The sequence below is a fragment of the Thioalkalivibrio sp. ALE21 genome (assembly GCF_003208255.1).
In the GTDB taxonomy this organism is placed as follows: Bacteria; Pseudomonadota; Gammaproteobacteria; order Ectothiorhodospirales; family Ectothiorhodospiraceae; genus Thioalkalivibrio; species Thioalkalivibrio halophilus.
Genome location: NZ_QKMA01000022.1, coordinates 1 through 22,762, shown reverse-complemented (window position 1 = coordinate 22,762; position 22,762 = coordinate 1). Strand labels below are relative to the sequence as shown.

24 protein-coding genes are annotated in these 22,762 nt (G+C 68.3%); 10 read left to right on the top strand and 14 right to left on the bottom strand.

What is annotated here, in order from left to right:
* Nucleotides 1-153 precede the first annotated feature (153 nt).
* The 3 genes from D893_RS12495 to D893_RS12485 all read right to left on the bottom strand — a co-directional run bounded on the left by D893_RS12495 (nt 154) and on the right by D893_RS12485 (nt 4,024).
* Nucleotides 154-549, bottom strand: a complete 396-nt coding sequence (locus tag D893_RS12495) for a prepilin-type N-terminal cleavage/methylation domain-containing protein (protein WP_110619951.1) — start codon at nt 547-549, stop codon at nt 154-156.
* Between the two features lie 130 nt (nt 550-679).
* A complete protein-coding gene (locus tag D893_RS12490) occupies nt 680-1,900 on the bottom strand; it encodes a type II secretion system F family protein (RefSeq protein WP_018946640.1) in 1,221 nt (406 codons plus the stop codon).
* A 6-nt stretch (nt 1,901-1,906) separates the two neighbouring features.
* Nucleotides 1,907-4,024 carry a GspE/PulE family protein gene (locus tag D893_RS12485; RefSeq protein ID WP_018946641.1) on the bottom strand — a complete coding sequence of 706 codons (2,118 nt, stop codon included), beginning with the start codon at nt 4,022-4,024 and terminating at the stop codon, nt 1,907-1,909.
* A gap of 187 nt (nt 4,025-4,211) precedes the next feature.
* Here D893_RS12485 and D893_RS12480 point away from each other — a divergent pair, with 187 nt between their 5' ends.
* From D893_RS12480 to D893_RS13865, 4 genes are read left to right on the top strand one after another with little or no spacing between them, the layout of a single operon-like run.
* Entirely contained in the window at nt 4,212-4,676 is a 465-nt protein-coding gene (locus tag D893_RS12480; RefSeq protein ID WP_110619950.1) for a prepilin-type N-terminal cleavage/methylation domain-containing protein, read from the top strand.
* Entirely contained in the window at nt 4,677-5,147 is a 471-nt protein-coding gene (locus D893_RS12475; protein WP_018946643.1) for a prepilin-type N-terminal cleavage/methylation domain-containing protein, read from the top strand. It begins immediately after the preceding gene.
* Nucleotides 5,144-5,566 carry a prepilin-type N-terminal cleavage/methylation domain-containing protein gene (locus tag D893_RS12470; RefSeq protein WP_026288934.1) on the top strand — a complete coding sequence of 141 codons (423 nt, stop codon included), beginning with the start codon at nt 5,144-5,146 and terminating at the stop codon, nt 5,564-5,566. The genes D893_RS12475 and D893_RS12470 overlap by 4 nt, the downstream gene beginning before the upstream one ends.
* Nucleotides 5,547-6,353 (top strand): hypothetical protein, encoded by an 807-nt coding sequence (locus D893_RS13865; protein WP_210434106.1) that lies wholly within the window; start codon nt 5,547-5,549, stop codon nt 6,351-6,353. The genes D893_RS12470 and D893_RS13865 overlap by 20 nt, the downstream gene beginning before the upstream one ends.
* A 6-nt stretch (nt 6,354-6,359) precedes the next feature.
* Here D893_RS13865 and mshL read toward each other — a convergent pair whose 3' ends face one another.
* From mshL to msrB, 7 genes are all read right to left on the bottom strand, one after another.
* Nucleotides 6,360-8,045 (bottom strand): pilus (MSHA type) biogenesis protein MshL, encoded by a 1,686-nt coding sequence (gene mshL / locus D893_RS12455; RefSeq protein ID WP_077244890.1) that lies wholly within the window; start codon nt 8,043-8,045, stop codon nt 6,360-6,362.
* The gene (locus tag D893_RS12450) at nt 8,042-8,464 is read right to left on the bottom strand and encodes a hypothetical protein (protein WP_018946647.1); all 423 of its coding nucleotides are present in this window, start codon (nt 8,462-8,464) and stop codon (nt 8,042-8,044) included. Before D893_RS12450 ends, mshL begins: the two co-directional genes overlap by 4 nt.
* Nucleotides 8,461-9,102: a hypothetical protein gene (locus D893_RS12445; protein ID WP_038036088.1), complete on the bottom strand. Its 642-nt coding sequence runs from the start codon at nt 9,100-9,102 to the stop codon at nt 8,461-8,463. The genes D893_RS12450 and D893_RS12445 overlap by 4 nt, the downstream gene beginning before the upstream one ends.
* Before the next feature lie 2 nt (nt 9,103-9,104).
* Nucleotides 9,105-9,704 (bottom strand): hypothetical protein, encoded by a 600-nt coding sequence (locus D893_RS12440; RefSeq protein ID WP_018946649.1) that lies wholly within the window; start codon nt 9,702-9,704, stop codon nt 9,105-9,107.
* Between the two features lies 1 nt (nt 9,705).
* Nucleotides 9,706-10,617, bottom strand: coding sequence for a hypothetical protein (locus D893_RS12435; protein ID WP_018946650.1), 912 nt, complete (start codon nt 10,615-10,617; stop codon nt 9,706-9,708).
* Nucleotides 10,618-10,970: 353 nt separating this feature from the next.
* The gene (locus tag D893_RS12430) at nt 10,971-11,855 is read right to left on the bottom strand and encodes a rhodanese-like domain-containing protein (protein ID WP_018946651.1); all 885 of its coding nucleotides are present in this window, start codon (nt 11,853-11,855) and stop codon (nt 10,971-10,973) included.
* A 44-nt stretch (nt 11,856-11,899) separates the two neighbouring features.
* The gene (gene msrB, locus D893_RS12425) at nt 11,900-12,325 is read right to left on the bottom strand and encodes a peptide-methionine (R)-S-oxide reductase MsrB (protein WP_018946652.1); all 426 of its coding nucleotides are present in this window, start codon (nt 12,323-12,325) and stop codon (nt 11,900-11,902) included.
* Between the two features lie 82 nt (nt 12,326-12,407).
* On the opposite strand from msrB, the gene D893_RS12420 reads away from it, so the two are divergent.
* From D893_RS12420 to D893_RS12410, 3 genes are all read left to right on the top strand, one after another.
* Nucleotides 12,408-13,496: an EAL domain-containing protein gene (locus tag D893_RS12420; RefSeq protein WP_024329323.1), complete on the top strand. Its 1,089-nt coding sequence runs from the start codon at nt 12,408-12,410 to the stop codon at nt 13,494-13,496.
* A gap of 191 nt (nt 13,497-13,687) precedes the next feature.
* Nucleotides 13,688-15,085 (top strand): glycoside hydrolase 100 family protein, encoded by a 1,398-nt coding sequence (locus D893_RS12415; protein ID WP_018946654.1) that lies wholly within the window; start codon nt 13,688-13,690, stop codon nt 15,083-15,085.
* Nucleotides 15,082-17,262, top strand: a complete 2,181-nt coding sequence (locus D893_RS12410) for an HAD-IIB family hydrolase (protein ID WP_077244893.1) — start codon at nt 15,082-15,084, stop codon at nt 17,260-17,262. The genes D893_RS12415 and D893_RS12410 overlap by 4 nt, the downstream gene beginning before the upstream one ends.
* A 2-nt stretch (nt 17,263-17,264) precedes the next feature.
* Here the strand turns inward: D893_RS12410 and D893_RS12405 are convergent, their stop codons facing one another.
* Nucleotides 17,265-18,026, bottom strand: coding sequence for a sulfite exporter TauE/SafE family protein (locus D893_RS12405; protein ID WP_077244894.1), 762 nt, complete (start codon nt 18,024-18,026; stop codon nt 17,265-17,267).
* A 16-nt stretch (nt 18,027-18,042) separates the two neighbouring features.
* On the opposite strand from D893_RS12405, the gene D893_RS12400 reads away from it, so the two are divergent.
* A complete protein-coding gene (locus tag D893_RS12400; protein ID WP_077244895.1) occupies nt 18,043-18,690 on the top strand; it encodes a DUF4124 domain-containing protein in 648 nt (215 codons plus the stop codon).
* Between the two features lie 35 nt (nt 18,691-18,725).
* Here the strand turns inward: D893_RS12400 and argB are convergent, their stop codons facing one another.
* The 3 genes from argB to coaBC all read right to left on the bottom strand — a co-directional run bounded on the left by argB (nt 18,726) and on the right by coaBC (nt 21,384).
* On the bottom strand, nt 18,726-19,589 hold the full coding sequence (gene argB, locus D893_RS12395) for an acetylglutamate kinase (protein WP_024329319.1): 864 nt from the start codon (nt 19,587-19,589) through the stop codon (nt 18,726-18,728).
* A gap of 73 nt (nt 19,590-19,662) precedes the next feature.
* Nucleotides 19,663-20,124: a dUTP diphosphatase gene (gene dut / locus D893_RS12390; RefSeq protein WP_018946659.1), complete on the bottom strand. Its 462-nt coding sequence runs from the start codon at nt 20,122-20,124 to the stop codon at nt 19,663-19,665.
* 3 nt (nt 20,125-20,127) lie between these two features.
* Nucleotides 20,128-21,384 (bottom strand): bifunctional phosphopantothenoylcysteine decarboxylase/phosphopantothenate--cysteine ligase CoaBC, encoded by a 1,257-nt coding sequence (gene coaBC / locus D893_RS12385; protein WP_110619949.1) that lies wholly within the window; start codon nt 21,382-21,384, stop codon nt 20,128-20,130.
* 95 nt (nt 21,385-21,479) lie between these two features.
* Between coaBC and radC the strand changes: the two genes are divergently transcribed.
* Complete coding sequence (gene radC, locus D893_RS12380; protein WP_077244897.1) at nt 21,480-22,151, top strand: DNA repair protein RadC; 672 nt, start codon at nt 21,480-21,482, stop codon at nt 22,149-22,151.
* Between the two features lie 103 nt (nt 22,152-22,254).
* Nucleotides 22,255-22,452, top strand: a complete 198-nt coding sequence (locus tag D893_RS12375) for a type II toxin-antitoxin system VapB family antitoxin (protein ID WP_024329316.1) — start codon at nt 22,255-22,257, stop codon at nt 22,450-22,452.
* Nucleotides 22,453-22,762 lie beyond the last annotated feature (310 nt).

The following is a 22,762-nucleotide window of genomic DNA, read 5'->3' as shown; positions in this document are numbered from 1 at the left end:
TCAGTTCATCGACGGCATCGAGCAGACCGAACCGACCAACGACGAGGAATCCTCCATCACCGACCGGAGCGCCGCCTGAACCAGCGATCACTCATACACCAGACTTGACCATAACTCAACGGTAGGAGACCGGCCCCGGTGGGGTAAAGCCGTTCAGGGCGCTGCAGTCACGCCGCAGTCGTCGATCGGGTCGCCGATGTCACCGGAGGAAGCGGTGGTCAGACTGAAGGCTTCTCCGGACCCGTCATCCGCGATGTTGAACTGACTGCCATCCCAGTCGTCGACCAGGCCCGTTGCATCGCCACATGCAGTGATCGTTACACACTGATCGTTCTCCATCGCGCAGGCCCCGACGTTGATCGTGTTGGCCGAACTCAGGTTGCTGGCCTGGGCCTGGAGCGTGCGCTCTTCGGCCTCGTCGGAAAAATCGATGAAGCGCGGGGCGGCGACGGCGGCCAGTACGCCGATGATGATCAGCACGATGACCAGTTCGATCAGGGTAAAGCCGCGGGAATGGCGGGCCTGCGAAAGGCGGGCGGGGTTATGCATGGTGCTTCTCCCTGGAAAAATGTCCTTGCATGGGCAGCGCGGCGGTCTCCGCACCGTTCGTTCATTGGAAAGCTAACATCGAATGTGACGCAGTTCCAGAAATCGACTTGACACGCATCAACAGTCCCGGTCAAAGGGCTGCGCCGGCCAGGTCCCACATGGGCAGGAAGATCGCAAGCGCGAGCACCAGCACCATCGCGCCCACGATGCTGATGAGGATCGGCTCGAGGGCGCTGGAGAGGTTCTTCAGTTCGTAGTCGACCTCCTGCTCGTAGAAGCGGGCGACCTCCTCCATCATGTCGTCGACCTGGCCTGTCTCCTCGCCGACCGCGATCATCTGCAGCACCAGCGGGGTGAACAGGCCGGTGCCGGCGGCCGCCTGGCCCAGGGACTCGCCGCGCTCCAGGGCCTCGCGCATGTGGACCACGCGATCGGCGACCCAGGCGTTGTCCACGGCGCGGCCGATGGAGTCCAGGCCCTCCAGGATTGGCACGCCGGAGCGTGTGGCCATGGTCAGGGCGCGGGCGAAACGCGCCAGCAGGGCCCGTTCCAGGATGGACCCGATCACCGGCAGGCGCAGCTTGATCCGGTCCCACCACAGGCGGCCGTCACCGCTGCGGGTGTACTGGCGGAACCCGAGGACCGCGGCCACCATGCCCCCGAGCATCCACGCCCAGTAGTCCAGGGTGAACGCCGAGGTGGCCATCAGGATGCGGGTGGGCAGCGGCAGCTCGGCATCGAAGCGCTCGAACATGCCGGCGAAGGCGGGGATGACCACCACGTTGATGATCGCAATGGCGGCGAGGATGGCGGTCAGCACGAAGATCGGGTAGCGGGTGGCCTGCTTGATCTGCTGGCGGGTCTCGCGTTCGCGTTCCAGGTAGAAGCTGAGCTGCTCGAAGGTCTCTTCCATGCGCCCGGTGTCCTCGCCCATGCGCACCATGTTGATCAGCAGCGCGGGGAAGACGGCGGAATGCTCGCGCATGGCCGCGTGTAGTTCACGGCCGGCCTCCAGCGATTCGGCGATGCCGCGCAGGGCGGCGGAGAGGCGGGCGTTGTGGGTGGTCTCGGCGATGCCCTGCAGCCCCCGGACGATGGGCACGCCGGCGCGGGTCAGGCTGTGCATCTGACGACAGAAGAGTTCCAGATCCTCGTGGCGCGGGCGCCCGCCCCGCATGCGCAGGCCCGCGCCTGTCCCTTCGCCGGAGGGATCGGTGACCGATTCGATCCCTACCGGCGGGGTGCCGCCGGCGTTCAGCCGCCGGGCCAGTGCGGCGGCGTTCTCCGCCTCTGCCCGTCCGCTTTCGGTGCGGCCGTCCGGCGTACGGATGCGGTAGTCGAACAGGGGCATGGCGGCTCACTCCCGCAGCGGGGCGTCCGGCAGGACCAGGCCCGGATCGTCGTCGCCGAAGTCGGGGCCTTCCTCGGTCGGCGGGGCCGGGGTGTCCGTCTCCGGTTCCGTGCCCTGCGCGGCCCCCGTGGCCCCCGGGTTGCCGATGTCATCATCCAGGCGGGCGGATTCGCCGGCGATGCGCAGCACCTCGTCCAGCGGGATCAGTCCCTGGCGGGCATAGTCCAGGGCCACCTGCCCCAGCGGGCGGAAACCGCGCGCCAAGCGGGCGGCGTCGGCGAAGCCCTGATGGTCGTTGGTGCGCAGCGCGGCGGCCATGTCGCCGTCGATTTCCAGCAGTTCGTAGATGCCGATCCGGCCGGAAACCCCGGTGTTGTTGCAGCGGTTGCAGCCGGTGCCGCGCTGCCAGCGCGCGGGGGCCTGCGGGCGGTCGTCCAGCGGTTCCAGCGCGGCCAGCATGCGCGGGTCCGGTTCGTGGGGCTCGGCGCACTCCGGGCAGACCCGGCGCGCCAGGCGCTGGGCCAGCACGCCGATGACCGAGGGCGCCAGCAAGTACCCTTCCACGCCCATGTCCAGCAGGCGGATAGGAGTGGAGATGGCGTCGTTGGTGTGCAGTGTGGACAGCACCAGATGGCCGGTGAGCGCCGCGCGTACGCCGATCTCCGCGGTCTCCTGGTCGCGCATCTCGCCGACCAGCACGATGTCCGGGTCCTGGCGCAGGGCGGTGCGCAGGACGCGGGGGAAGTCCAGCCCGATGCGCGCGTTCACCTGCACCTGGCAGATCCGGGGCAGGCGATATTCCACCGGGTCCTCGACGGTGATGATCTTCTTCTCCGGATCGTTGAGCTCGCGCAGGGCGGAGTACAGCGTGGTGGTCTTGCCGGAACCGGTGGGGCCGGTTACCAGGATCACCCCGTGCGGGTCGCGCAGCAGGCGCCGCAGCGGTTCCAGCACGTGCTCCGGCATGCCCAGGCTGTCCAGTGACAGCACGCCGGTGGACTGGTCGAGCAGGCGCATGACCACGGATTCGCCGTTCTGCAGCGGCAGGGTGGACACGCGGACGTCGATGGAACGGTCGCGCACGCGGATGTTGAAGCGGCCGTCCTGTGGCAGGCGCCGCTCGGAGATGTTGAGCCCGGCCATGATCTTCAGGCGCGAGACCAGGGCCCCGGCGATCTGGCGCTCCTTGAACTCGTGTTCGTGCAGCACGCCGTCGATGCGCTGGCGCACGCGCAGCACCCGGTCGTCGGGTTCGATGTGGATGTCCGAGGCGCCGGTCTGGATGGCGTCCTCGAACAGGGTCTGCAGCAGGCGGACCACCGGGGCGTCCACCTTCATCTCCGCCTCCACCAGCTGGTCGAGGTCGTAGTCGCTGCGCGAGAGCTCCTCGGACAGCTCCTCGGCGACCCGCGAGATCGCCTCGGTATGGCGGAAGACCCGGTCCAGGGTGGCCAGCAGGTCGTCTTCGGCGACCACCGCGATCTGCGGGCGCTGGCCGAGCTGGCGGGTGATTTCGTCCTGGGCGAACAGGTCGGTGGGATCGGCCATGGCCACCAGGATGCCGTCGCGACCCTCGGACAAGGGCAGGGCGCGCAGGCGTCGAGCCAGGGTCTCGGGAAGCTTGCGCGCGACTTCCGGGTCGAACTGGTAGCGCCGCAGGTCGACCTGCGGGACCTGCAGCTGGTCGGCCAGCACCTCGACGATCCGGTGACGGTCGACCAGTTCCATGTCCACCAGCACCTGCCCCAGCTTGCGTCCGCTCTCCTTCTGCCGCTTGAGCGCCTGTTCCAGCTGGCTCTCGTCGATGTACCCGTAGTCGATCAGCAGATCACCGATGCGGATGCGGCGCATCTGTTCCTGCAGCGCCCCGGCAATGTCCTCCTGGGTGCAAAGACCCATGTCCGTGAGGACACGCCCCAGCTTGCGGCCGGAATCGCGCTGTTCGTCCAGGGCCTGCTGCAGCTGTTCCTCGGTGATGACCCCGGTATCGACCAGGGTCTCGCCCAGGCTGCGCGTGCGGCGAGGGGCCGGCGCCCTGGTCGCCGCTCCGGTGTCGGAGGGCGTGTCGGATTCGCGGGGCGGCCGGTCCTGGTCGCCGGATTCCGGCTTGCGGAAAAAACGCATGGAGCTTCCTCGTAAGGCCGCCCGGTGCGGCATTGGGACGGCGAATCCGTGACAGGTTGCCCAAACCCGGGCGCTGCGACAACCTTGCGGTCTCCCGGGAGTGACCTCCTCCGTGGCCTCCGGCGTACGCGCCTGTCGGCTATTCTCCTGTTATATTCCGAGATATTCGTCGCAATTCGAGTCTTGCATGAGCCCGCGTCCGCCGCCCGCCCCGATGGCCGGATTCACCCTGTTCGAGCTGGTGCTCGTGCTGCTGGTGCTCGGCGTGCTGGCCGTGGTGGCCATCCCGCGGATCCCGGCCGGCTTGCTGGGGTCCGCGCCCGACCTGCAGGCCGCGGAGGACCAGCTGGTCGGCGATCTGCGCCAGGCGCGCGCCGGAGCCATGGTCTGCGGGCATAACCGGGCTGTGGCGGTGGATTTCAACGGGGGGCAGTGGACCATAGACGGCGCCCGTAACTGTCTGGTCGCCAGCCTGAGCGGCCCGCGCAATATCTCGGGCGTGTCCGTCTCGGGTTCCGGCTTCGAGTTTCGCTATCCCTTCGGTGCGCTGGATCCGGACGCTGACGTGCCTCTGAGCCTCGCCGGTGGCGGGGAATCGCGCACGGTTTGTGTGCGGGCGCTCACCGGGGCCGTCGAACGAGGGGGGTGCTGAATGATCGATCGACCGGGGACCGGAGCGCGCGCCGCCGGACATCGCTTCCGCGGCCTGACCCTGATCGAGCTCGTGGTGGCGCTGGTGATCATCGCGGTGGCGATGGCCGGGCTGGCCGGGACCTTCGCCCTGCTGACCGGCGTGGCGGGCACCGAGGACGCGGAGCAGTACGCGCGCGAGGCACGCGGCTGCGGCGAGGCCCTGCTGGCGGTCCACGATGGACCGGGGCTGGATCTGCAGACGCAGTGCGGAATCAGCGATGACCCGGATGCCTGGGCCGAGGAGGATTCCGCGGGGGCCGACGTGCTGGCCGGCGCCTGTCGGGACGACGTGGACCTGGAGGTTTCATGTCGGGTGATACCCGCGGCGGATGTCCCGGAGGACAACCCGCTCAGCCAGGTCGAGATCCGCCGGGCCGGCGGCGGCATGCCCGTGCTGTTCCTGCAGTTCCCGCGCGAGGACGATGGATGATGCGCCGCCGCGGGTTCACGCTGCTGGAGCTGGTGCTGGTGCTGATCATCCTCGGGGTGATCGGCGTGGCCGCCGCGCGCTTCCTGGGCGGGGCCGTGGAGGCGATCTTCGTCACGCGCGAGCTGACCGATACCCAGATGGAGTCCGGAGCGGCGCTGGATCGTATGGCGCGGGATCTTCGCGGAGCAGTGAGCGTGGATGATTGCGCGGCAGGTTCTTTGACCCTCAATGGCGGCGACCTCGAATACGTGCGAACCAACGGGCGGCTGGAGCTGAACGGCGTGCTGCTGGCGGGCACCCCCGAGGATCCTGTGGACCGGTTCGACTGCACGCCGACCGATGTCGGCCGCCTGTACGCCCTGGAACTGGAGACCGAGAGTGGCTATGTCGCGCAGACCCATGCCTATCACCGGCGCTGAAAACGCGCCCGCGATCCCGCGCGGCCAGCGCGGCAGCCTGCTGCTGGTGGCCCTGCTGCTGGTGGTGCTGGTGGCCGCCATCGCCGTGGGGGCCGCGTCGCTGGTGGGTTCCGGTGCGGCCACCGGCGCCGACCGCGTGCTGGGGGAAAAGGCCCTGTTCGCGGCCCAGAGCGGGATCCTGCGCATCAGCGAGGGCGGGCTTTCGTGTGACGAGGCCCCGTCCGGGGCCGGGGAAGGGGCATGGTTTTACTGCACCCCGCCCGGCGACGCCGGATGCGGGGGGGACAATCGTTCCCGGGTGCGCGGCTGGGCCGGCGCCGAAGTCGAGGAAGATGCCCCCGCCGTGCACAACATCTGCGTAAACCTCGCTGCGGCCGGAGGCGCGGGTCCGCCCTCCGAATGCGCCGAGGACCATGAGGATGCAGGTGAATGGGACTGTGCATTTGATGACGATGACATTGATCCGGGGCAAGGTGGTGCCACGTTTCAGAACATGTATGTGGGCGATAACGTGCGGCTGACAGGGGTCGGGAACTGGACCATTGAAGGCGAGGTATGTCTTGCTAATGGCGTATCCCTGCAAGGGACACCTGATTTCAGAGGGAACGTGTACTGGGAGTCGGCGGAAGACACCAGCGGGCAGGCTCGCGACTACGACGCCTGCGTCTACGTAGCGGGTGCGCTGGATGAAGATCTCAGCAGCGATGACTGTGACGGGGAGTCGACGCTGGATGCCTGGTGCCCCCATGCCGAAGAAGGCGGCTCCGGCTGGGGGTATTCCGACTGAGGGTTGTTACATCTCCAGGGTGCGGTGGTCCACGCCTTCCCAGTCGCGCATACGCTCGCGGCTGCGCCGGATCTCGTCTTCCCAGGCCTCGCCGTCGTCGTCGACCACCACGGGGCGCAGCAGGATGACCAGTTCGTTCTTGCGCTGCTCCTGGCGGGTGTGGCGGAACAGGCCCCCCAGTACCGGCAGGTCGCTCAGCAGGGGCGTGCTGGCGATGATCTCCTCGGTGGTGTCCTGCATCAGCCCGCCGATCACGATGACCTGACCGTTCTCGGCGCGCACCACGCTGTCCGATTCGCGGATGGACGAGCTGGCCAGCGGGAACGAGTATTCCCGGCCGTCGAAGCGGAAGCTGGTGACCTGTTCGCGCACCTCGCTGACGCTCGGCCGGACGTGGAGGATGACGTCGCCGCTGCCGGCGACCTGGGGCGTGACGTCCAGGGCCACGCCGTCGAACAGCGGGGAGAACGTGGGATCCGGAAGCAGGCGGTCGGTGCGGGCGTCGCCGGTCCCCGTGCTCTCGGTACGCAGCTGGAAATCGGTGATGTAGGTGCTGTCGTCCCCGACCTTGATCACCGCCTTCTGGTTGTTGACGGTGGAGACCCGCGGGCTGGACAGGACGGTGAGGTCCCCCTGGGTTTCCAGCAGTTCGAGGAAGGCGTTGAACCCGGTACCGCTGTAGGCCGCGGTCAGGATACCGCCCAGGGCCTCGAACTGGCCTCCGGTGACCTCGCCGATGGTCCCGATGTCGCCCTCGATCGGCGTCCGTCGGGAATCCGCCAGGGATCCGGGGCTGGCCTGCCCGATCCGCAGTTCGCCGCCGGCGATCTGGTTGAGGCGTGACCAGTTGATCCCGGCCTCGAATTCCGATCCGAGCGCCACTTCGACGATCTTGGCCTCGAGGATGACCTGACGCTGCGCGGATTCCTGTACGGCGTCGAGGAACCCGGCCACGTCGCGGAGTTCGTCCGGGCGCGCACGCACGGCGATCACGCCGGTGTTGGGGCTGGCCACCACCCGGCGGCCCTCGCGGTCGTTCCCCTCTTCGCCCAGCACCAGCATCTCCAGGGAATCGCGCAGGTCACCCCAGAAATGCGATTCGGAACTGGTGCGGATGGTCGTCCCCGAGGTCTCCGGCTCGTCCTCGTCGGCGGCGAGCTGTCCGGCGCTGACCTGCAGGCCGGTCTGACCCTCGCGGTTGACGTTCAGGTAGTCCACGAAAAAGGTGCGGGTCTGCAGGCCGGCGGGCCCGACGCGAAAGGTGGAGCCGCGGCGGGTGATCGCGTAGCCGTGGGTCTCCTCGACGATCTCCAGGATCTCCGGCACGGTCACGGCGTTGAGCTGCAGGCTGATGCGGCCCTCCACCTTGGGGTGCACGACCATGCCGTAGGCGGTGTCCTCCACCAGCGTGTAGAAGAATCCGCGGGCCTCGGCATCCTCCACGCGCAGGTCGAACACCGGCTCGTCGGGGGGGATGTCGGGCTCCGCGAGCGGCGGCTCCCCGGTGTCGCGGGCCGCCGGTTCCGGGGGCGGTGTCGGGATGGGCCGGGGCACCGGCCGTTCCATGTCCTCCAGGCTCTGCTGGGTGCGATCGCGTGCATCCGAGCCCAGTTCGCCGGGGGCGGCGCAGCCGCCGAGGAAGGCGATGGCGGGGGTGAGCAGCAGCCAGGGCAGGGCCGGGAGCCGGATCATGGGTGTCTCCTGAGTTCCATTTCGACAGGGGGGGTAACGGACAGACGGTGCTCTTCGCCATCGGTGGTGCGAACCACGATACCCCGGGGTTCGATGTGCAGGATCTCGGCGCGGTCGACCGTATCGCCGATATGCACCTCACTCTCGCGGCCATCCGGGTCTTGAACCCGGGCCACGTTCCGGTCGCCCTGCAGCCGCACCATGATGACACGGAGCTCCGCGAGGCGGGTGTCGGGTTCTTCGCGGGCTTCGGCGGCGTCGGGAGCGGGGTCCGGGACGGCAGCCGGCTCGGGCGCGGTGAGTACTGCGGGCAGTCGGGTGGGGTCGGCCAGTTCTTCCGCCACAGCGGAAGAGGCCCCCCAGGCCGGGAAAAGCCCGCAGGCGAGGATCGCCGGCATCAGGAGGGAGCACCGATTCATGGCGTGTCCTCCAGCCCGTCCAGGTCCATGGCGTCCATTGCCAGGCGCAGCCGGGGCGTGCCATCCACCAGGGTCAGTTCGGTGTCGCCCCACAGCCACAGCACCGGCATTGCCTCCAGATGGCGTATGTAACGCAGGAGGCTCAGGTAGTCGCCGGTCATCGCCAGCTCGATGCGGTGGCTGCGGATGCGGATGCCGGAATCCTCTCCGCGCGTCATGGTTTCGGGACTGCGGCGAACCAGGGTGTCCAGCCGGATGTTCCCGCGCTCCGCCAGCAGTTCGCGCAGCAGTCGTGCGGTGCGGTCGGGGCCGAGGAGATCCTGCGCGGCGGTCTGCAGGCGCTGTTCGATCTCCGCAGCCTGTTCCCGTGCCTCGCGTTCGCGTTGCCGGAACATCTGCAGCGGGTCGTCCTGTACGGCGATCTCGCCGGTCTGTTCCAGCAGGGTCCGGGTGTCGGTACGGGTCTGTTCGATGCGCTCGTCGAGCTCTGCCAGGCGCTGCTCCTGAGGGACCACCGCGAACTGAAAGATCAGCAGGAACGGCGTCAGCAGCACGGCGCCGTAAAGCAGCAGGCGTTCGCGCCCGGAGAGCGCGCGAACGCGTGTATCCAGCGACTCCAGGGCGGCTGCGACGGGCATCTTCAACGGGGTGTCCTCCCGGGCCGGAAGACGAACCTCAGCGTGTCTTCCCCGGCGTGCAGTTCGAACTCGGGCTCGCCCTCGTGTGCGCCCGTTTCTCCGAGTACTTCCAGATAGGGCGGCAGGTCATCGGCCCGCAGGGCGCGGCCCTCGATCGCGAGTTCGCCGGTGTCGCCGTCGATATGCATGCGCTCGATCCAGATGTTCGTGGCCTCGGGGCGGGCCGCCGCCCGGGCCAGACCGGTCAGGGGTTCCGCCGGGGCGGAGGCACGGGCCTGGTCCAGACGGGCCTGCAGCAGCGCCTCGGCTTCCGCCAGTTGTTCGCGGCGAAGTTCGGCCCGTTCCGCGGCGGCCTGTTCCGAACGAACCTCGGGTGTGTCGCGCAGGTCCCGGAGTTCCATCAGGCGTTCCTCGGCCGCCTGCTGTTCTGCGCGTGCCGAGGCCAGCTCCTCGGCGCGTTCCTGTGCCGCCCGGTATTCCACTGTCCACAGGAACAGACCCAGCAGCAGCGAGACCGCGAACAGGAGCAGCAGGCGCCAACGCGGTGGCCATTCGCGGCGGAGGTCGAGTTCTTCCCGATACAGGTCGAGGCTCTGGTGCATGTCAGCCGCCTCCGGCAGCGTTTTCCGGGGGCGGGGCGGGAGATGGCCCCGGTGGGCCGAACGCCGCGCCCAGTGCGCGGGCGCAGCCGGCTCCGCCTGCCGGCAGGCCCTCCGCAAAGCGGCTCAGCGGGATCCAGCGGGCTTCCATCCGGAGCTGGCTGCTCAGGTAACCGAGGGCCTCGTCCTCCACCGGCATGTCCCCCATCACCGCCAGGTTCCGGATCGGCGGCAGGGCGAAGTGGCCGTCGTAGTAGTCCAGCGCACGCTGGATCTCCAGCAGCAGCGTGTCCGGGCCGCCAGCGCCGTCGTCATCGATGGCCACGTCCACGTGCCGCGCCACGAACAGGTGGGTGCCGTACACCAGCAGGATGGTGGCGGAGCGGGCTCGCGCGTACAGGAGCACCAGGCCGCTGACTGCCTCGGGCAGTCGTGCCGCAAGATTGCGCAGGGCGAGTTCCGGGAGCCCGACGCTGGCCACGCGCAGGCCGGCCCGGCGCACCGAGTGAATGGCCCGGCGCACGTGGTCCGCCGGGGCTACGGCCGCGAACACCATGGGTTTTCCGTGGTGGCTGACCCCGTCGCCCATCGGGCAGAAATCGATGACCGCGTGGGTGACGTCGAAGTCGACCAGGTCCGCGACCTGCCAGCGGATCGCTTCGCGCCGTTCTGCTTCCGGGACATCGGGCTGCTCCGTGGGCAACAGACGGAAGGTCCCCTCGTCCAGGACGAGATGCGCGGAATGGCGGCCCAGCCGCTGGCGGCGGACGGTCTGTTCCAGGGCGTCCGGGTCCTCGTGGGTGTCGCAGTACGCCGCATCCGGTTCGACCCGCGCGAGCCCGAAGCCCCGGTCGTGGCAGGCAAGACCCAGGCATCGGGGGGTGCGGTCCCGGAAGCGGCCGAGCAGTCCTTTCATGTGTGGGTGTCCGATCGGGTAATGGGCCCGTTGCGCCGGTCGCGGACGGCGACTGGCCACAATTATGTGACGCAGTTTGCAGTATTTCGAGGGTGCTTGTCTTCCCTGCGGGCCGGGATCCCGGGGCGGATCGGCAGGAGGCCAGCCCCCCGGCCGATGTTGGCGGTGGGTCGGTCCCGGCCGTCGGGGCAGCGGTTGGGCTTGATCGGCGAGGGGGCTCGCCTCCTACAAGGGGGGTGTCGATGGGTGCCCGGTTGGTAGGAGGCCGGCCCTCCGGCCGATGTCGGCGGTGGGCCGGCCCCCGGTCGTCGGGGCACCGGATGGCCTGGTCGGTGCGCTACCCGGAAGCGGGGCTATTGCAGCACTTCCTCCTGGAAGCCCTTGAAACCGCCTTCCATGAAGTAGTAATCCTCGATCCCGTATTCTTCCAGGGTGTACTGGAACGCCTTGATTTCGTGCCCGGTGATGTCATACACGAGCAGCGGGGCGTCGGAGTCGCGGGCCTGTTCCAGGTAATCCTCCAGGGCTTCGGTGTCCCCCGCCGGGATGTTGGTCTCGGAATTGAGGAACAGACCGACCTGGTCCTGTTCGAACGGGCGCCGGATGTCCAGCACCCGGGCATTGTCGCGCTGCGCGCGCTCGGAGAACTCCATCGGCGGCAACAGGCGCTCGCGGAATTCGTTGAAATCGATCAGATCGGCCCGTTCGATCGGCGCCTCCCCGAACAGGGCGGTGTCCTCGGGGTAATTCTCGGCCCAGTCGAAGATGCCGTAATCCATGGCCATGGCGTCGTCGAAGCCGGCGGCCTTCATGCGTTCCACGGCCTGGTAGCTCATGAAGCAGGTATGGCCCCGGCAGTAGAAGGCGACCGGCTTGTCCGGGTCCTCTTCGTGGATCTCGAGCACCTTGTCGACGAAGTCCTCGTCGTCGATGCTCACGTGCCGTGCGCCGTCGATACGCAGGGTGTCGTATTCGTAGCGCGTGCGTACGTCGATGACGTGGATCTCGTCGCGGGCGTATTTCGCCGCCAGTTCCTCGAGATCCAGGGCGTCCACGTAGAAATAGATGGAGCGTCCCGGCGGTTCGTACCCCTCGGCCTCGGGATCGAGTTCCATGTCACCGGGCTCTGCGGTGTCTCCGGTGCTGGCGGCAGCCTGACCGGAGAGTGCCAGCAGGCCGGCGGAGAACAGGGCGAGAGTAAGGCGAGAGGGCTTGAAAAACATGGCGAACTGCTCCATGAAAGGTCGACTGCTCCCACTCTAGACACTTCAGCGTGTGGTTTCTACTCCGGGCCGTTTCCTTTGCGTGGCTGGAATGCCAGGACCGCGGAATTGATGCAGTAGCGCAGTCCCGTGGGCGGCGGACCGTCCGGAAAGACATGCCCCAGGTGCGAGTCGCAGGCGGCGCAGCGTACTTCGGTCCGTTCCATGCCCAGCGAGGCGTCGCGGTGTTCGGAAACGGCCTCGGCGGTGACCGGCGCGGTGTAGCTGGGCCACCCGCTGCCGGAATCGAATTTCGTCGTGCTGTCGAACAGCGCAGCGCCGCACACCGCGCAGTGATAACGACCGGAGGCCTTGTGGTCGTGGTATTCGCCGGTGAACGGCGGCTCGGTGCCCGCCTGGCGGGCGATGCGATACTGCTCCGGGGTGAGGCGCCGGCGCAGTTCGTCTTCGTCGACGGGGGTGTCGGGATGCGGGTGGTCGGTCATGTCGGTGCCTCCGCGGAAATTAGTGTTATCTTGCGAGCCGGTTCCACCAGCGAAGCGAATGGCCACGGGCGAGGAGACCATATTGAGCTGTCCGGACTGTGAACGCATCAACGTCCTTCCGACCGGTGCGGGGACTCTCTACCTTGCGCCGGTGCTGGCGCATACCCGTGCCACTCTGCGCCAGCGGCTGATCGAGGAGCGCTTCCCCTGCAGCGAACCGGCTTCGGGGATCCTGGCGGTGGCCGTGGATCCGGAGCACGACCTGGGGGCGACCCTGTCGCGTCTCGACGAGGCCCTGAGCCATTCGGAGCAGAACGGGTGCCGCGCGACCTTCGTCCCCGACGGCGAACGCTTCGGCGTGGAGCACCTGCAGGATACGCATCTGCTGTCCACGCTGATCGCCCGGCACAATGCGCGCGATCTGGCGGCCATACTCGCCAGCGATGCCCTGGACTTTCATTTTCAGCCCATCGTGCATGCGGCCCGGCCGGATCAGGTGTTCGCCTGGGAGGCGCTGGTGCGGGCCAGCTCGCCGGCGGGGGAGTTGATCCCGCCGAACATCCTGTTCGATCAGGCACGGGCGGCGGAGATGATGTTCCACCTCGATCGCGCGGCGCGTATCAATGCGATCCGCCGTGCGACCGAGCGCGGAATCCGCGACCAGCTGTTCATCAACTTCAATCCCACCGCGATCTACGACCCGGCGTTCTGTCTCGAGACAACGGTGCGCGAGATCCGGGGTATCGCGCCGGATGTCCCCGCCCCCGCGGGCTTCGTGTTCGAGGTGATCGAGAGTGACCAGATTACCGACACCGAACACCTGCGACGCATTATCGATCGCTATCGCAACGCCGGTTTCCGGGTCGCCCTGGATGATCTCGGCGCGGGCTATGCGTCGCTCAACCTGCTGTCGCAGCTGCGACCGGACTTCGTGAAGATCGACCGCGAGCTGGTCCGCGGCATCGACGCCGACGAATATCAGCAGAAGATCCTCGGCAAGATCATCGAACTGGCGCGCGAGCTGGACATCCGTATCGTGGCCGAAGGGGTCGAGACCGCGGGTGAATGGCGCTGGCTGCGTGATCGGGTCGATTACTGTCAGGGCTTTCTGTTCGCGCGCCCGGCGGCCGAGCCACCGGCACCGGTGCATCCCGATCCCGAGGTGCCGTAGGAGGCCGGCCCTCCGGCCGATGTCGGCGGGAGGTTGGCCCCGGCCGTTGGGGCACGGAATGGGCCTGATCGGCGAGAGGGCTCGCCTCCTGCGGCGGGGCGGCTGGTGCACGGTCGGCAGGGGGCCGACCTCCTGCGGGTTGTGGAGGCGTCCATGTGCACATCGGACCGGGCTTCACTAAACTGAGGACCATGACGACTCTGCCGCATGATGCCCGCAATCCCACGCTGGAAGCGGCCGCCCAGCTGCTGCGTGATGCCGAAGTGCGCTATCAGGGGCGCACCGTCGGCACGGTGGCCAGCCTCGACAGCCGCGCCCCGGCGGAAAACTATGCCGACTGCTTCATCCGTGATTTCGTGCCCTCGGGGCTGGTCTATCTGCTGCACGACGAACCCGAGGTGGTGCGCGATTTCCTCGGCCTGATCCTGCGCATCCGCGATACCCAGGAGGAGATCGAGGGTCACCGTCGCCTGCCCCGGGTGATGCCGGCCAGCTTCCGCGTGGTGACCGACCCGAAGGGGCGCGAGACCCTGGCCGCCGATTTTGGTGACCGCGCGATCGGCCGCGTGGCTCCGGTAGACTCGATGATGTGGTGGGTGCTGCTGGCGCGGGCCTACCAGAACCGGACCGGTGACCACGAGTTCATCAAGTCGCCGGACGTGCAGCGCGGCATCCGGTTGATCCTCAGCATCTGCCTGCAGGACCGCTTCGAGGTCTTCCCGACCCTGCTGGTGCCGGACGGCAGTTTCATGATCGACCGGCGCATGGGGGTCTACGGGCATCCGCTGGAGATCCAGGCGCTGTTCTACGGCATGCTCAAGGCGGCGCTGGCGATGCTGGAGCCCTGCGATACCGATTCCGAGCAGCTGTGTGAACAGTCCGCGATCCGTGCCCGCCAGCTGGCCGACTATATCCGCCACTACTACTGGCTGGACCTGGAGCGGCTGAACGCCATCCATCGCTATCGCACCGAGCATTTCGGCCACGAATCCGAGAACGCGCTCAACATCTATCCCGAGAGCATCCCCGACTGGCTGGTGGACTGGATCCCCTCGGAGAGTGGTTATCTGGTCGGCAACCTGGGGCCGGGGCGCATGGATTTCCGTTTCTTCAGTTTCGGCAATCTGCTGGCGGTGCTGTTCGGGCTGGCGGACGAACACGAGTCGCGCCTGATCATGCAGACCTTCGAGCAGCGGTTCGAGGACCTGATCGGTACCATGCCGGTCAAGATCTGCTACCCGGCGATGATGGGCGAGGAATGGCGCCTGCTCACCGGGTCCGACCCGAAGAATACCCCCTGGTCGTATCACAACGGCGGCAACTGGCCGGCGCTGCTGTGGGCCTTTACCGGGGCGGCGATGCGCGTCGGGCGGCCGGATCTCGCCCGCAGCGTGCATGCGGTGGCGGCCGAGCGGCTCCACCGGGATGACTGGCCGGAATACTATGACGGGCGCCATGGCCGCCTGATCGGGCGCCGGGCGAACTATCGCCAGACCTGGTCGGCGACCGCGGTGCTGCTGTCCCAGGCGATGATCGATAACCCCGAAACCCTGTCACTGTTCGACAGTCCGGAGCCGGAGACCCCATGAAAAAGACTCAGAGCAAGGCCCGTCAGGGCGAAGGCCTTTATCTTGTTCTGATTAGCGTGCATGGCCTCATCCGGGGCGAAAACCTGGAACTCGGACGCGACGCCGATACCGGCGGCCAGACCCTTTACGTGGTCGAGCTTGCCCGCGCCCTGGCGCGGCACCCGCAGGTGGGGCGGGTGGACCTGCTGACCCGGCGCGTGGTCGACAGCCGGGTCGACGATGACTATGCCGAACCGGTGGAGGATCTGGGCGATGGTGCCCATATCGTGCGCCTGGACAGCGGCCCGAAGCGCTACCTGCGCAAGGAAAAGCTCTGGCCGTATCTCGACTGCTTCGCCGACAACGCCCTGGCGCATATTCGCCGGGTGGGTCTGCGCCCGGACGTGGTCCACGGCCATTACGCCGATGCCGGGCAAGTCGCGGTGCGGCTGTCCAATCTGCTGGGCGTGCCCATGCTGCAGACCGGGCATTCCCTGGGGCGGGTCAAGCGGGAGCGCCTGCGCGAGAGCGGCCTGTCCGAGAAGGACATCGAATCACGCTACAACATCTCCACCCGTATCCATGCCGAGGAGGAGGCCCTGGCGCACGCCCACCGGGTGATCGCCAGCACCCGCCAGGAGGTGGACGAGCAGTACGCCACCTACGACAACTACCAGCCCGAGCGCATGGAGGTGATCCCGCCGGGGACCGACCTCGAACGCTTCCACCCGCCGAAACGCGGTGAGCGCAAACCGCCGATCTGGCCCGAGATCCGGCGTTTCCTGCAAAAGCCCGACCGGCCGCTGATCATGGCGCTGTCGCGCGCCGACGAGCGCAAGAACATCCGCGGCCTGGTGGATGCCTATGCCGGTAACGAATGGCTGCGCGAGAACGCCAATCTGCTGATCGTGGCCGGTAACCGCGACGACATCCGCGATCTGGAAAAGGGCGCGCGTGAGGTCCTGACCGATCTCCTGCTGCGCATCGACCGCCACGACCTGTATGGCAAGGTGGCCTGTCCCAAGCACCACGGATCGGATGACGTGCCGGATCTCTATCGCCTGGTCGCGTCCACCCGCGGGGTGTTCGTGAACCCGGCGCTGACCGAGCCGTTCGGCCTGACCCTGATCGAGGCGGCGGCCAGCGGTGCGCCCATCGTGGCCACCAACGACGGCGGCCCGGAGGAGATTATCTCGCGCTGCCACAACGGACTGCTGATCGACCCGCAGGATCCCGAAGGCATCGCCGACGCCATCCAGGCGATCCTGGCCGACCGGCCGCGCTGGCAGCGCTACTCGCGGGACGGGCTCAAGGGCGTGCGCAAGCACTATTCCTGGGACGGCCATGCGGAGAAATACGTTCGCCTGCTGCGCTCGCTGTCGCGCGAGGTGCGCCAGGTGCGGCACGAACAGCGCCAGGTATCCGGCCGGCTGGCGAACGTGGACCGCGCGGTGATTACCGATATCGACAACACCCTGCTGGGCGACACGAAGGCGACCCGGGCCTTTGTCGCCTGGCTGCGGCGCAACCGCAAGCGGGTCGCCTTCGGCGTGGCCACCGGGCGCCGCATCGATTCCGCCGCCGCGGTGCTGGAGGAACACGGCGTGCCGATGCCGGACGTCTGGATCACCTCGGTGGGCAGCGAGATCCACTACGGGTCCGAACAGACCCCGGATCGTGGCTGGGCCCGGCACATCAGCCATCGCTGGGAGCCGGAGCGCCTGCGCGAGGCGCTGGACGCGGAGTCCGGCCTGGTGCCTCAGCCCGATATCGACCAGCGCTCGCACAAGGTCAGCTATTTCGTCGAACCGCCCGGCACCCTCGACGTGGAAACCATCGAGACCCGGTTGTACCGGGCCGATCTGCATGCCCACGTGATCTATTCCCACGAGCGCTTCCTGGATCTGCTGCCGGTGCGGGCCTCCAAGGGCCTGGCGGTGCGCTACTTCGCCGACAAGTGGGGCATCCCGCTGGAGCATGTACTGGTCGCCGGCGATTCGGGCAACGACGAGGACATGCTGCGCGGGCGCCTGCTGGGCGTGGTGGTGGGTAACCACCAGCCCGAACTGCAGTCTCTGCGTGGCTTCAAGCGGATCTGCTTTGCCCGCGCCACGCACGCGCGCGGCATCCTCGAGGGGATCGAGCACTTCGATCTGCTCAATCGCTGCGATGTCCCCACGGGTGACGGCAGCGGCTGAGGTTACGGGACTGGCAGCAGCAGTGCGATGCCGGTGAGGACCGTGACCACCTCGAACGCGCGTTTGACCAGGCGGTTGCCGTAGCGGATCGCCAGCGTGGCGCCCAGATAGCCGCCGATGAAGCTGCCGAGGAGCAGCGCCGGCAGCCAGTCCCACTGCACCGTGCCGAAGGTGCCCAGCATCAGCGCGCCGGCACCATTCCACACCAGACCCACCAGGACCATGGTGTAGCCGACGGCCTCGGTGTAGCTCATGCCGTACCAGCGCACCAGCCACAGCGTGACCATCAGGCCGGTGCCCGAGGCCAGCGAACCGTTGAGGATGCCGATCACGAACAGCCCGGCGGCACCGATCAGCGCGTGATTGAGGCTGTCGGAGATGATCCGGCGCGTCTGTCCCAGCTGCGGGCGCCGCCAGGAATACCAGCCCAGAGCGACGGTCAGCAGGCCCAGGGCGATCTCCCCGGCGCGTGGCGGGATCTCCAGCACCAGCCAGGCCCCCAGCAGTACGCCCGGTACGCCGGCCCCCAGGATGACCCCTAGTCGAGCCGGGGAAAATGTGCTTTCCTTCACATGTCGCAGGCCAGCGCCCGCCCCCAGGGCCACCGTGGCGATCTTGTGAGTCGCCAGGGCCACGGGGTAGGGCAGGCCAAGGAAGATCAGGGCGGGCAGCTGCAGCAGCCCGGCCCCACCGCCCGCCAGCGCAGAGAATCCGTTGGCGATGAGGGCCACGAGCGCGAGCCCGAGATGCTCGAGGATGGACATGAGAGTAAGCGGACCAATGTACGGGAACGGGATGGGTGTCGGGGTGCTGCTCGGCGCGCTGGCCATGCTGCTGGCCATGCCGGTGGCACCGGCGGTGGCCGGCGACATCCATCGCTGGGTGGATGATGACGGCACGGTGCATTTCTCGAACACCCCGCAGCCGGAGGCCAGCGACCGCGAGCGGCAAGTGTACGACCGCCAGGGCTTCGTGCGCGAGGTGGTGCCGGCCCCGCCCACCGCCGAGGAACGCGAGGCCGCGGCCGAGGAACGCCGGCGCGCCGAGCAGGCGCAGGAGTCGGGTGAGGGTAATGCCAGCAGCCAGGCGGCCCGCAAGCGCCAGCTGGAGCGGGCCTACGATTCGCTCGACGAGATCGAACGCCAGCGTGAACGGCGTGTACAGGCGCTGGAGAACAACATCCGCCTGAGTGAACGTCAGGCCGAGCGGCTGGAGCGTGAGCGGGACCGCATCGAGGAACAGAAGAGCCGCAATCGGGATGATCCCGGCCTCCAGCAGCGCTATTCCAGCGAGCTGGAGGACGTTCGCGGGCGTCTGGAGCGCGAACGTTCCTACCTGGATCGCCAGCAGGCCCGTATCGACGATATGAACGCGCAGTTCGACGCGGACGCCGAGGATTTCCGCGAGCTGGTCCTGGAGGAGGACTGAGCGCACCCCGCCGCGCCGTGCCCGGGCGCGGCGGGTCAGCGGCTGATCAGGGTGCCCACGCCCTCGTCGGTCAGCAGTTCCAGCAGCACCGCGTGCTCCACCCGGCCGTCGACGATGTGGGTGGCGTTCACGCCGCTGCGCACCGCATCCAGGGCACAGCGGATCTTGGGGATCATGCCGCCATGGATGGTCCCGTCACGGATCATCTCGTCCACCTGCGGGGCCGAGAGCTTCGGCAGCAGCGTGCCGGCGCCGTCCAGCACCCCGGGGGTGTTGGTCAGCAGGAACAGCTTCTCCGCGTCCAGCACTACCGCGAGCTTTTCCGCCGCGGTATCGGCGTTGATGTTGTAGGCGCGCCCCTCGCGGTCGAAGCCGATGGGCGCGATCACCGGGATGAAGCTGCTGTGGTCGAGGGTATGCACGATGGCCGGATCCACGCCTTCCACCTGACCGACATGGCCCAGATCCACGTCGGGATCCTCGCCGCGCAGCGGCGTGGCGCGGATCATCTGCCCGTCCTTGCCGGTCAGGCCCACCGCGCGGCCGCCGTAACGGTTGATCAGGGACACGATCTCCTGGTTGACGATCCCGCCGAGGACCATCTGCACCACGTCCATGGTCTCGCGGTCGGTCACCCGCAGGCCGTCGACGAACTCCGATTTCTTGCCGAGGCGGTCCAGCAGGTCACCGATCTGCGGGCCTCCACCATGGACCACCACCGGGTTTACGCCCACCTGCTTGAGCAGCACGATGTCGCGCGCGAAGCTCGCCTTCAGGTGGTCCTCGGTCATCGCGTTGCCGCCGTACTTGATGACGATGGTCTTGCCTGCGAAACGCTGGATGTAGGGCAGCGCCTCGATCAGGACATGGGCGACGGAATGGGCGGTGTCGGTGTCCATGGCTGGGGGTCCGGTTGACGTTCGGGGGCGGAGTTTATCACCCGGCGCGGGGCCGCGGTGCGGGCGAACGGCGTCAGCGCTGGCCGGATGAACCGAAGCCGCCGGCACCGCGCTCGCTTTGCTCGAAGTCATCCACCACGCGGAACCGCGGCTGCAGTACCGGCACGATGACCAGCTGCGCGATGCGGTCGCCGACGTCGATGGAGATCGGTGCATCACTGCGGTTCCAGGCGGAGACCATCAGCGGGCCCTGGTAGTCGGCGTCGATCAGTCCGACCAGGTTGCCCAGCACCAGGCCCTTCTTGTGGCCCAGGCCCGAGCGCGGGAGGATCATGCCGGCGTAGCCCGGGTCGGCGATGTGCACCGCCAGTCCGGTGGGCAGCAGCTCGGCTTCGCCGGGGGCCAGGTTCAGCGGTTCTTCCAGCATGGCGCGCAGATCCACGCCGGCGGAGCCCTCGGTGGCGGGCGCGGGAAGCGGGAAGTCCGTGCCCATGCGCGGATCAAGGACCTTCAGATCGATTTCCGGGGCGGGCATGCGTCAGTTTCCTTGGGTCGGAGAGGGGTTGGCCGGGTGCGTCTGCAGGCGCTCGGCGATCAGGTTGATCAGTTCGCGGGCCAGGCGGTCCTTGGGCTGGCGTGGCAGTTCGCGTTCGCCGTCGGGCCACAGGCACAGCAGGCTGTTGTCGCCGTGGCCGAAGCCCCGGCCGCCGTCCACGCGGTTGGCGGCGACCAGATCCAGGCCCTTGGCGACGAGCTTGTCGCGGGCGTATTCCCGCAGATTGCCGGTCTCGGCGGCGAATCCGACCAGCAGCGGCCGCGCTGCAAGTCCGTCGACCCGCCGGGCGACGTCGGCGAGGATGTCCGGGGTGCGTTCCAGTTCCAGCGTCAGGTCTTCGCGGGTCTTTTTCAGCTTCTGCGCGGCCGGGGTGGCGGGCCGGTAGTCGGCCACCGCGGCGGTGGCGATGAACACCTCCGTGCCGTCCAGCGCCTCCAGTACGGCCGCATGCATCTCCGCCGCCGTTTCCACCGCATGCGCCTGCACGCCGGGCGGTACCGCCAGCTCGCAGGGTCCGTGCACCAGGGTGACCCGGGCGCCGGCATCGCGCGCGGCGGCGGCCACGGCAAACCCCATGCGTCCGGAGCTGCGGTTGCCGAGGTAGCGCACCGGGTCCACCGGTTCGCGGGTCGGCCCGGCGGTGATCAGGATACGGCGGCCCTGCAGCGGGCCGGGGGTTGTATCCAGCAGGGCGGAAGTAATGTTCGCCGGTTCCGCCATGCGTCCGGCGCCCTGCTCGCCACAGGCCTGCTCGCCGCTGTCCGGCCCGACGAACCGCACGCCGCGCTCGCGCAGGGTGGTGTGGTTGGCACGGGTCGCCGGGTGCTCCCACATGCGGTGGTTCATCGCCGGGGCCAGGGTGACCGGGGCGGTGGTGGCCAGCAGCAGGGTGGTCAGCAGGTCGTCGGCCAGCCCCTGGGCCATGCGCGCCATCAGGTCCGCGCTGGCGGGGGCGACCACGACGTGGTCGGCCCAGCGCGCCAGGGCGATGTGGTCCATCCCGGATTCCGCTTCGGCGTCCAGCAGATGGGTGCGCACCGGCTCGCCGGACAGCGCCTGGAAGGTCAGCGGGGTGACGAAGGCCTGCGCCCCCGCGGTCATCACCACGCGCACCGCGCAGCCGCGGCGGCGCAGTTCGCGCACCAGCTCGCAGGCCTTGTACGCCGCGATGCCGCCGCTGACCCCCACCAGGATGCGTGGCCCGCCGGAGTCCCCGTCGCTGCAGGTCGTTTGGTTCATCGGGGAGATTCTAACAGCGGGCCCGCCGTCGCGGCTTGCGCGCGTCGGGCGGGCGGGGCAGGATCGAACCGGATACGGACCACAGGGAGGTGGATATGGCCATCACGGACTGGCCGGCGGGCGAGCGCCCGCGCGAGAAACTGCTGGAGCGCGGTGCCGCCGCGCTGTCGGATGCCGAACTGCTGGCGATCTTTCTGCGCACCGGCGTGACCGGCAAGAGTGCGGTGGATGTCGCGCGCGACCTGCTGTCCCGCTTCGGCGGGCTGCGCCCGCTGCTGCAGGCCGACGAGGCCGGGTTCTGTGCGGCGCCCGGTCTGGGACAGGCCAAGTACGCCCAGCTGCAGGCCGTGCTGGAAATGGGCCGCCGCCACCTGGAGGCGGACCTGGAGCGTGGCGAGGCGCTGACCTCGCCGGCGGCCACCCGCCGGTTTCTGAGTGCGCGCCTGCGCGACTACCCGTTCGAAGTCTTCGGCGTGCTGTTCCTCGACAATCGCCACCGGGTGCTGGCGTTCGAGGAGCTGTTCCGCGGCACCATCGACGGCGCCAGCGTGCACCCGCGCGAGGTGGTGCGGCGGGTACTGCACCACAACGCCGCCGCGGTCATCCTCGCGCACAACCATCCTTCCGGCGTGGCCGAGCCCTCACGCTCGGATGCGCTGATCACCCGGCGTCTGAGCGAGGCGCTGGCGCTGGTCGACGTGCGTCTGGTGGACCACCTGATCATCGGCGATACCGCCGTGTCGCTGGCCGAGCGCGGTGAACTTTGAGGGTAACCCGCGAGGCATGTATGCATAAAATGGCATCGGATGGCGTACCTGTCTATGCATTGAGGAACGCGGCCGGTCCGGTCGGAGTCGTGGGAGAGGAGCCATGCGGACAACGATCAACATCGACGACGAGTTGCTGGAAGAAGCGCGACGCATGACGGGGGTGACCGAGAAGACGGTCCTCGTTCGGGAAGGCCTGCGGGCGCTGGTGGAACGCGAGAGCGCCCGTCGCCTCGCGCAACTGGGTGGCAGCGAGCCCGACCTGGGGGCGGTTCCCCGCCGGCGCCCGATGGCGGGATGATTCTCGTCGATACCTAGGGAAACACTGATCAATGTACACGCTCGCGTTGGCACCCCGGGTTTTCCGAGACAAGGCGCGGTACGCAGCCGGTAGTGGTTCTACCGGCAAGGGCCGCAACGCAGGATCGGGGAACCCGGGGTGCCAACCCCCACAAGTTATTGAATGCAGGGGCTCGGCCGCTTTTGCGCGCGCACGGCGTTGCGGCTCCCTTGTGCAGAATGACTGCACGGCGGTCGCCGCGCCTTGTTCCCACGCAAAAGCGACTCGAGCGCGAGCGTGTACATTGATCAGTGTTTCCCTTGGTATGGAT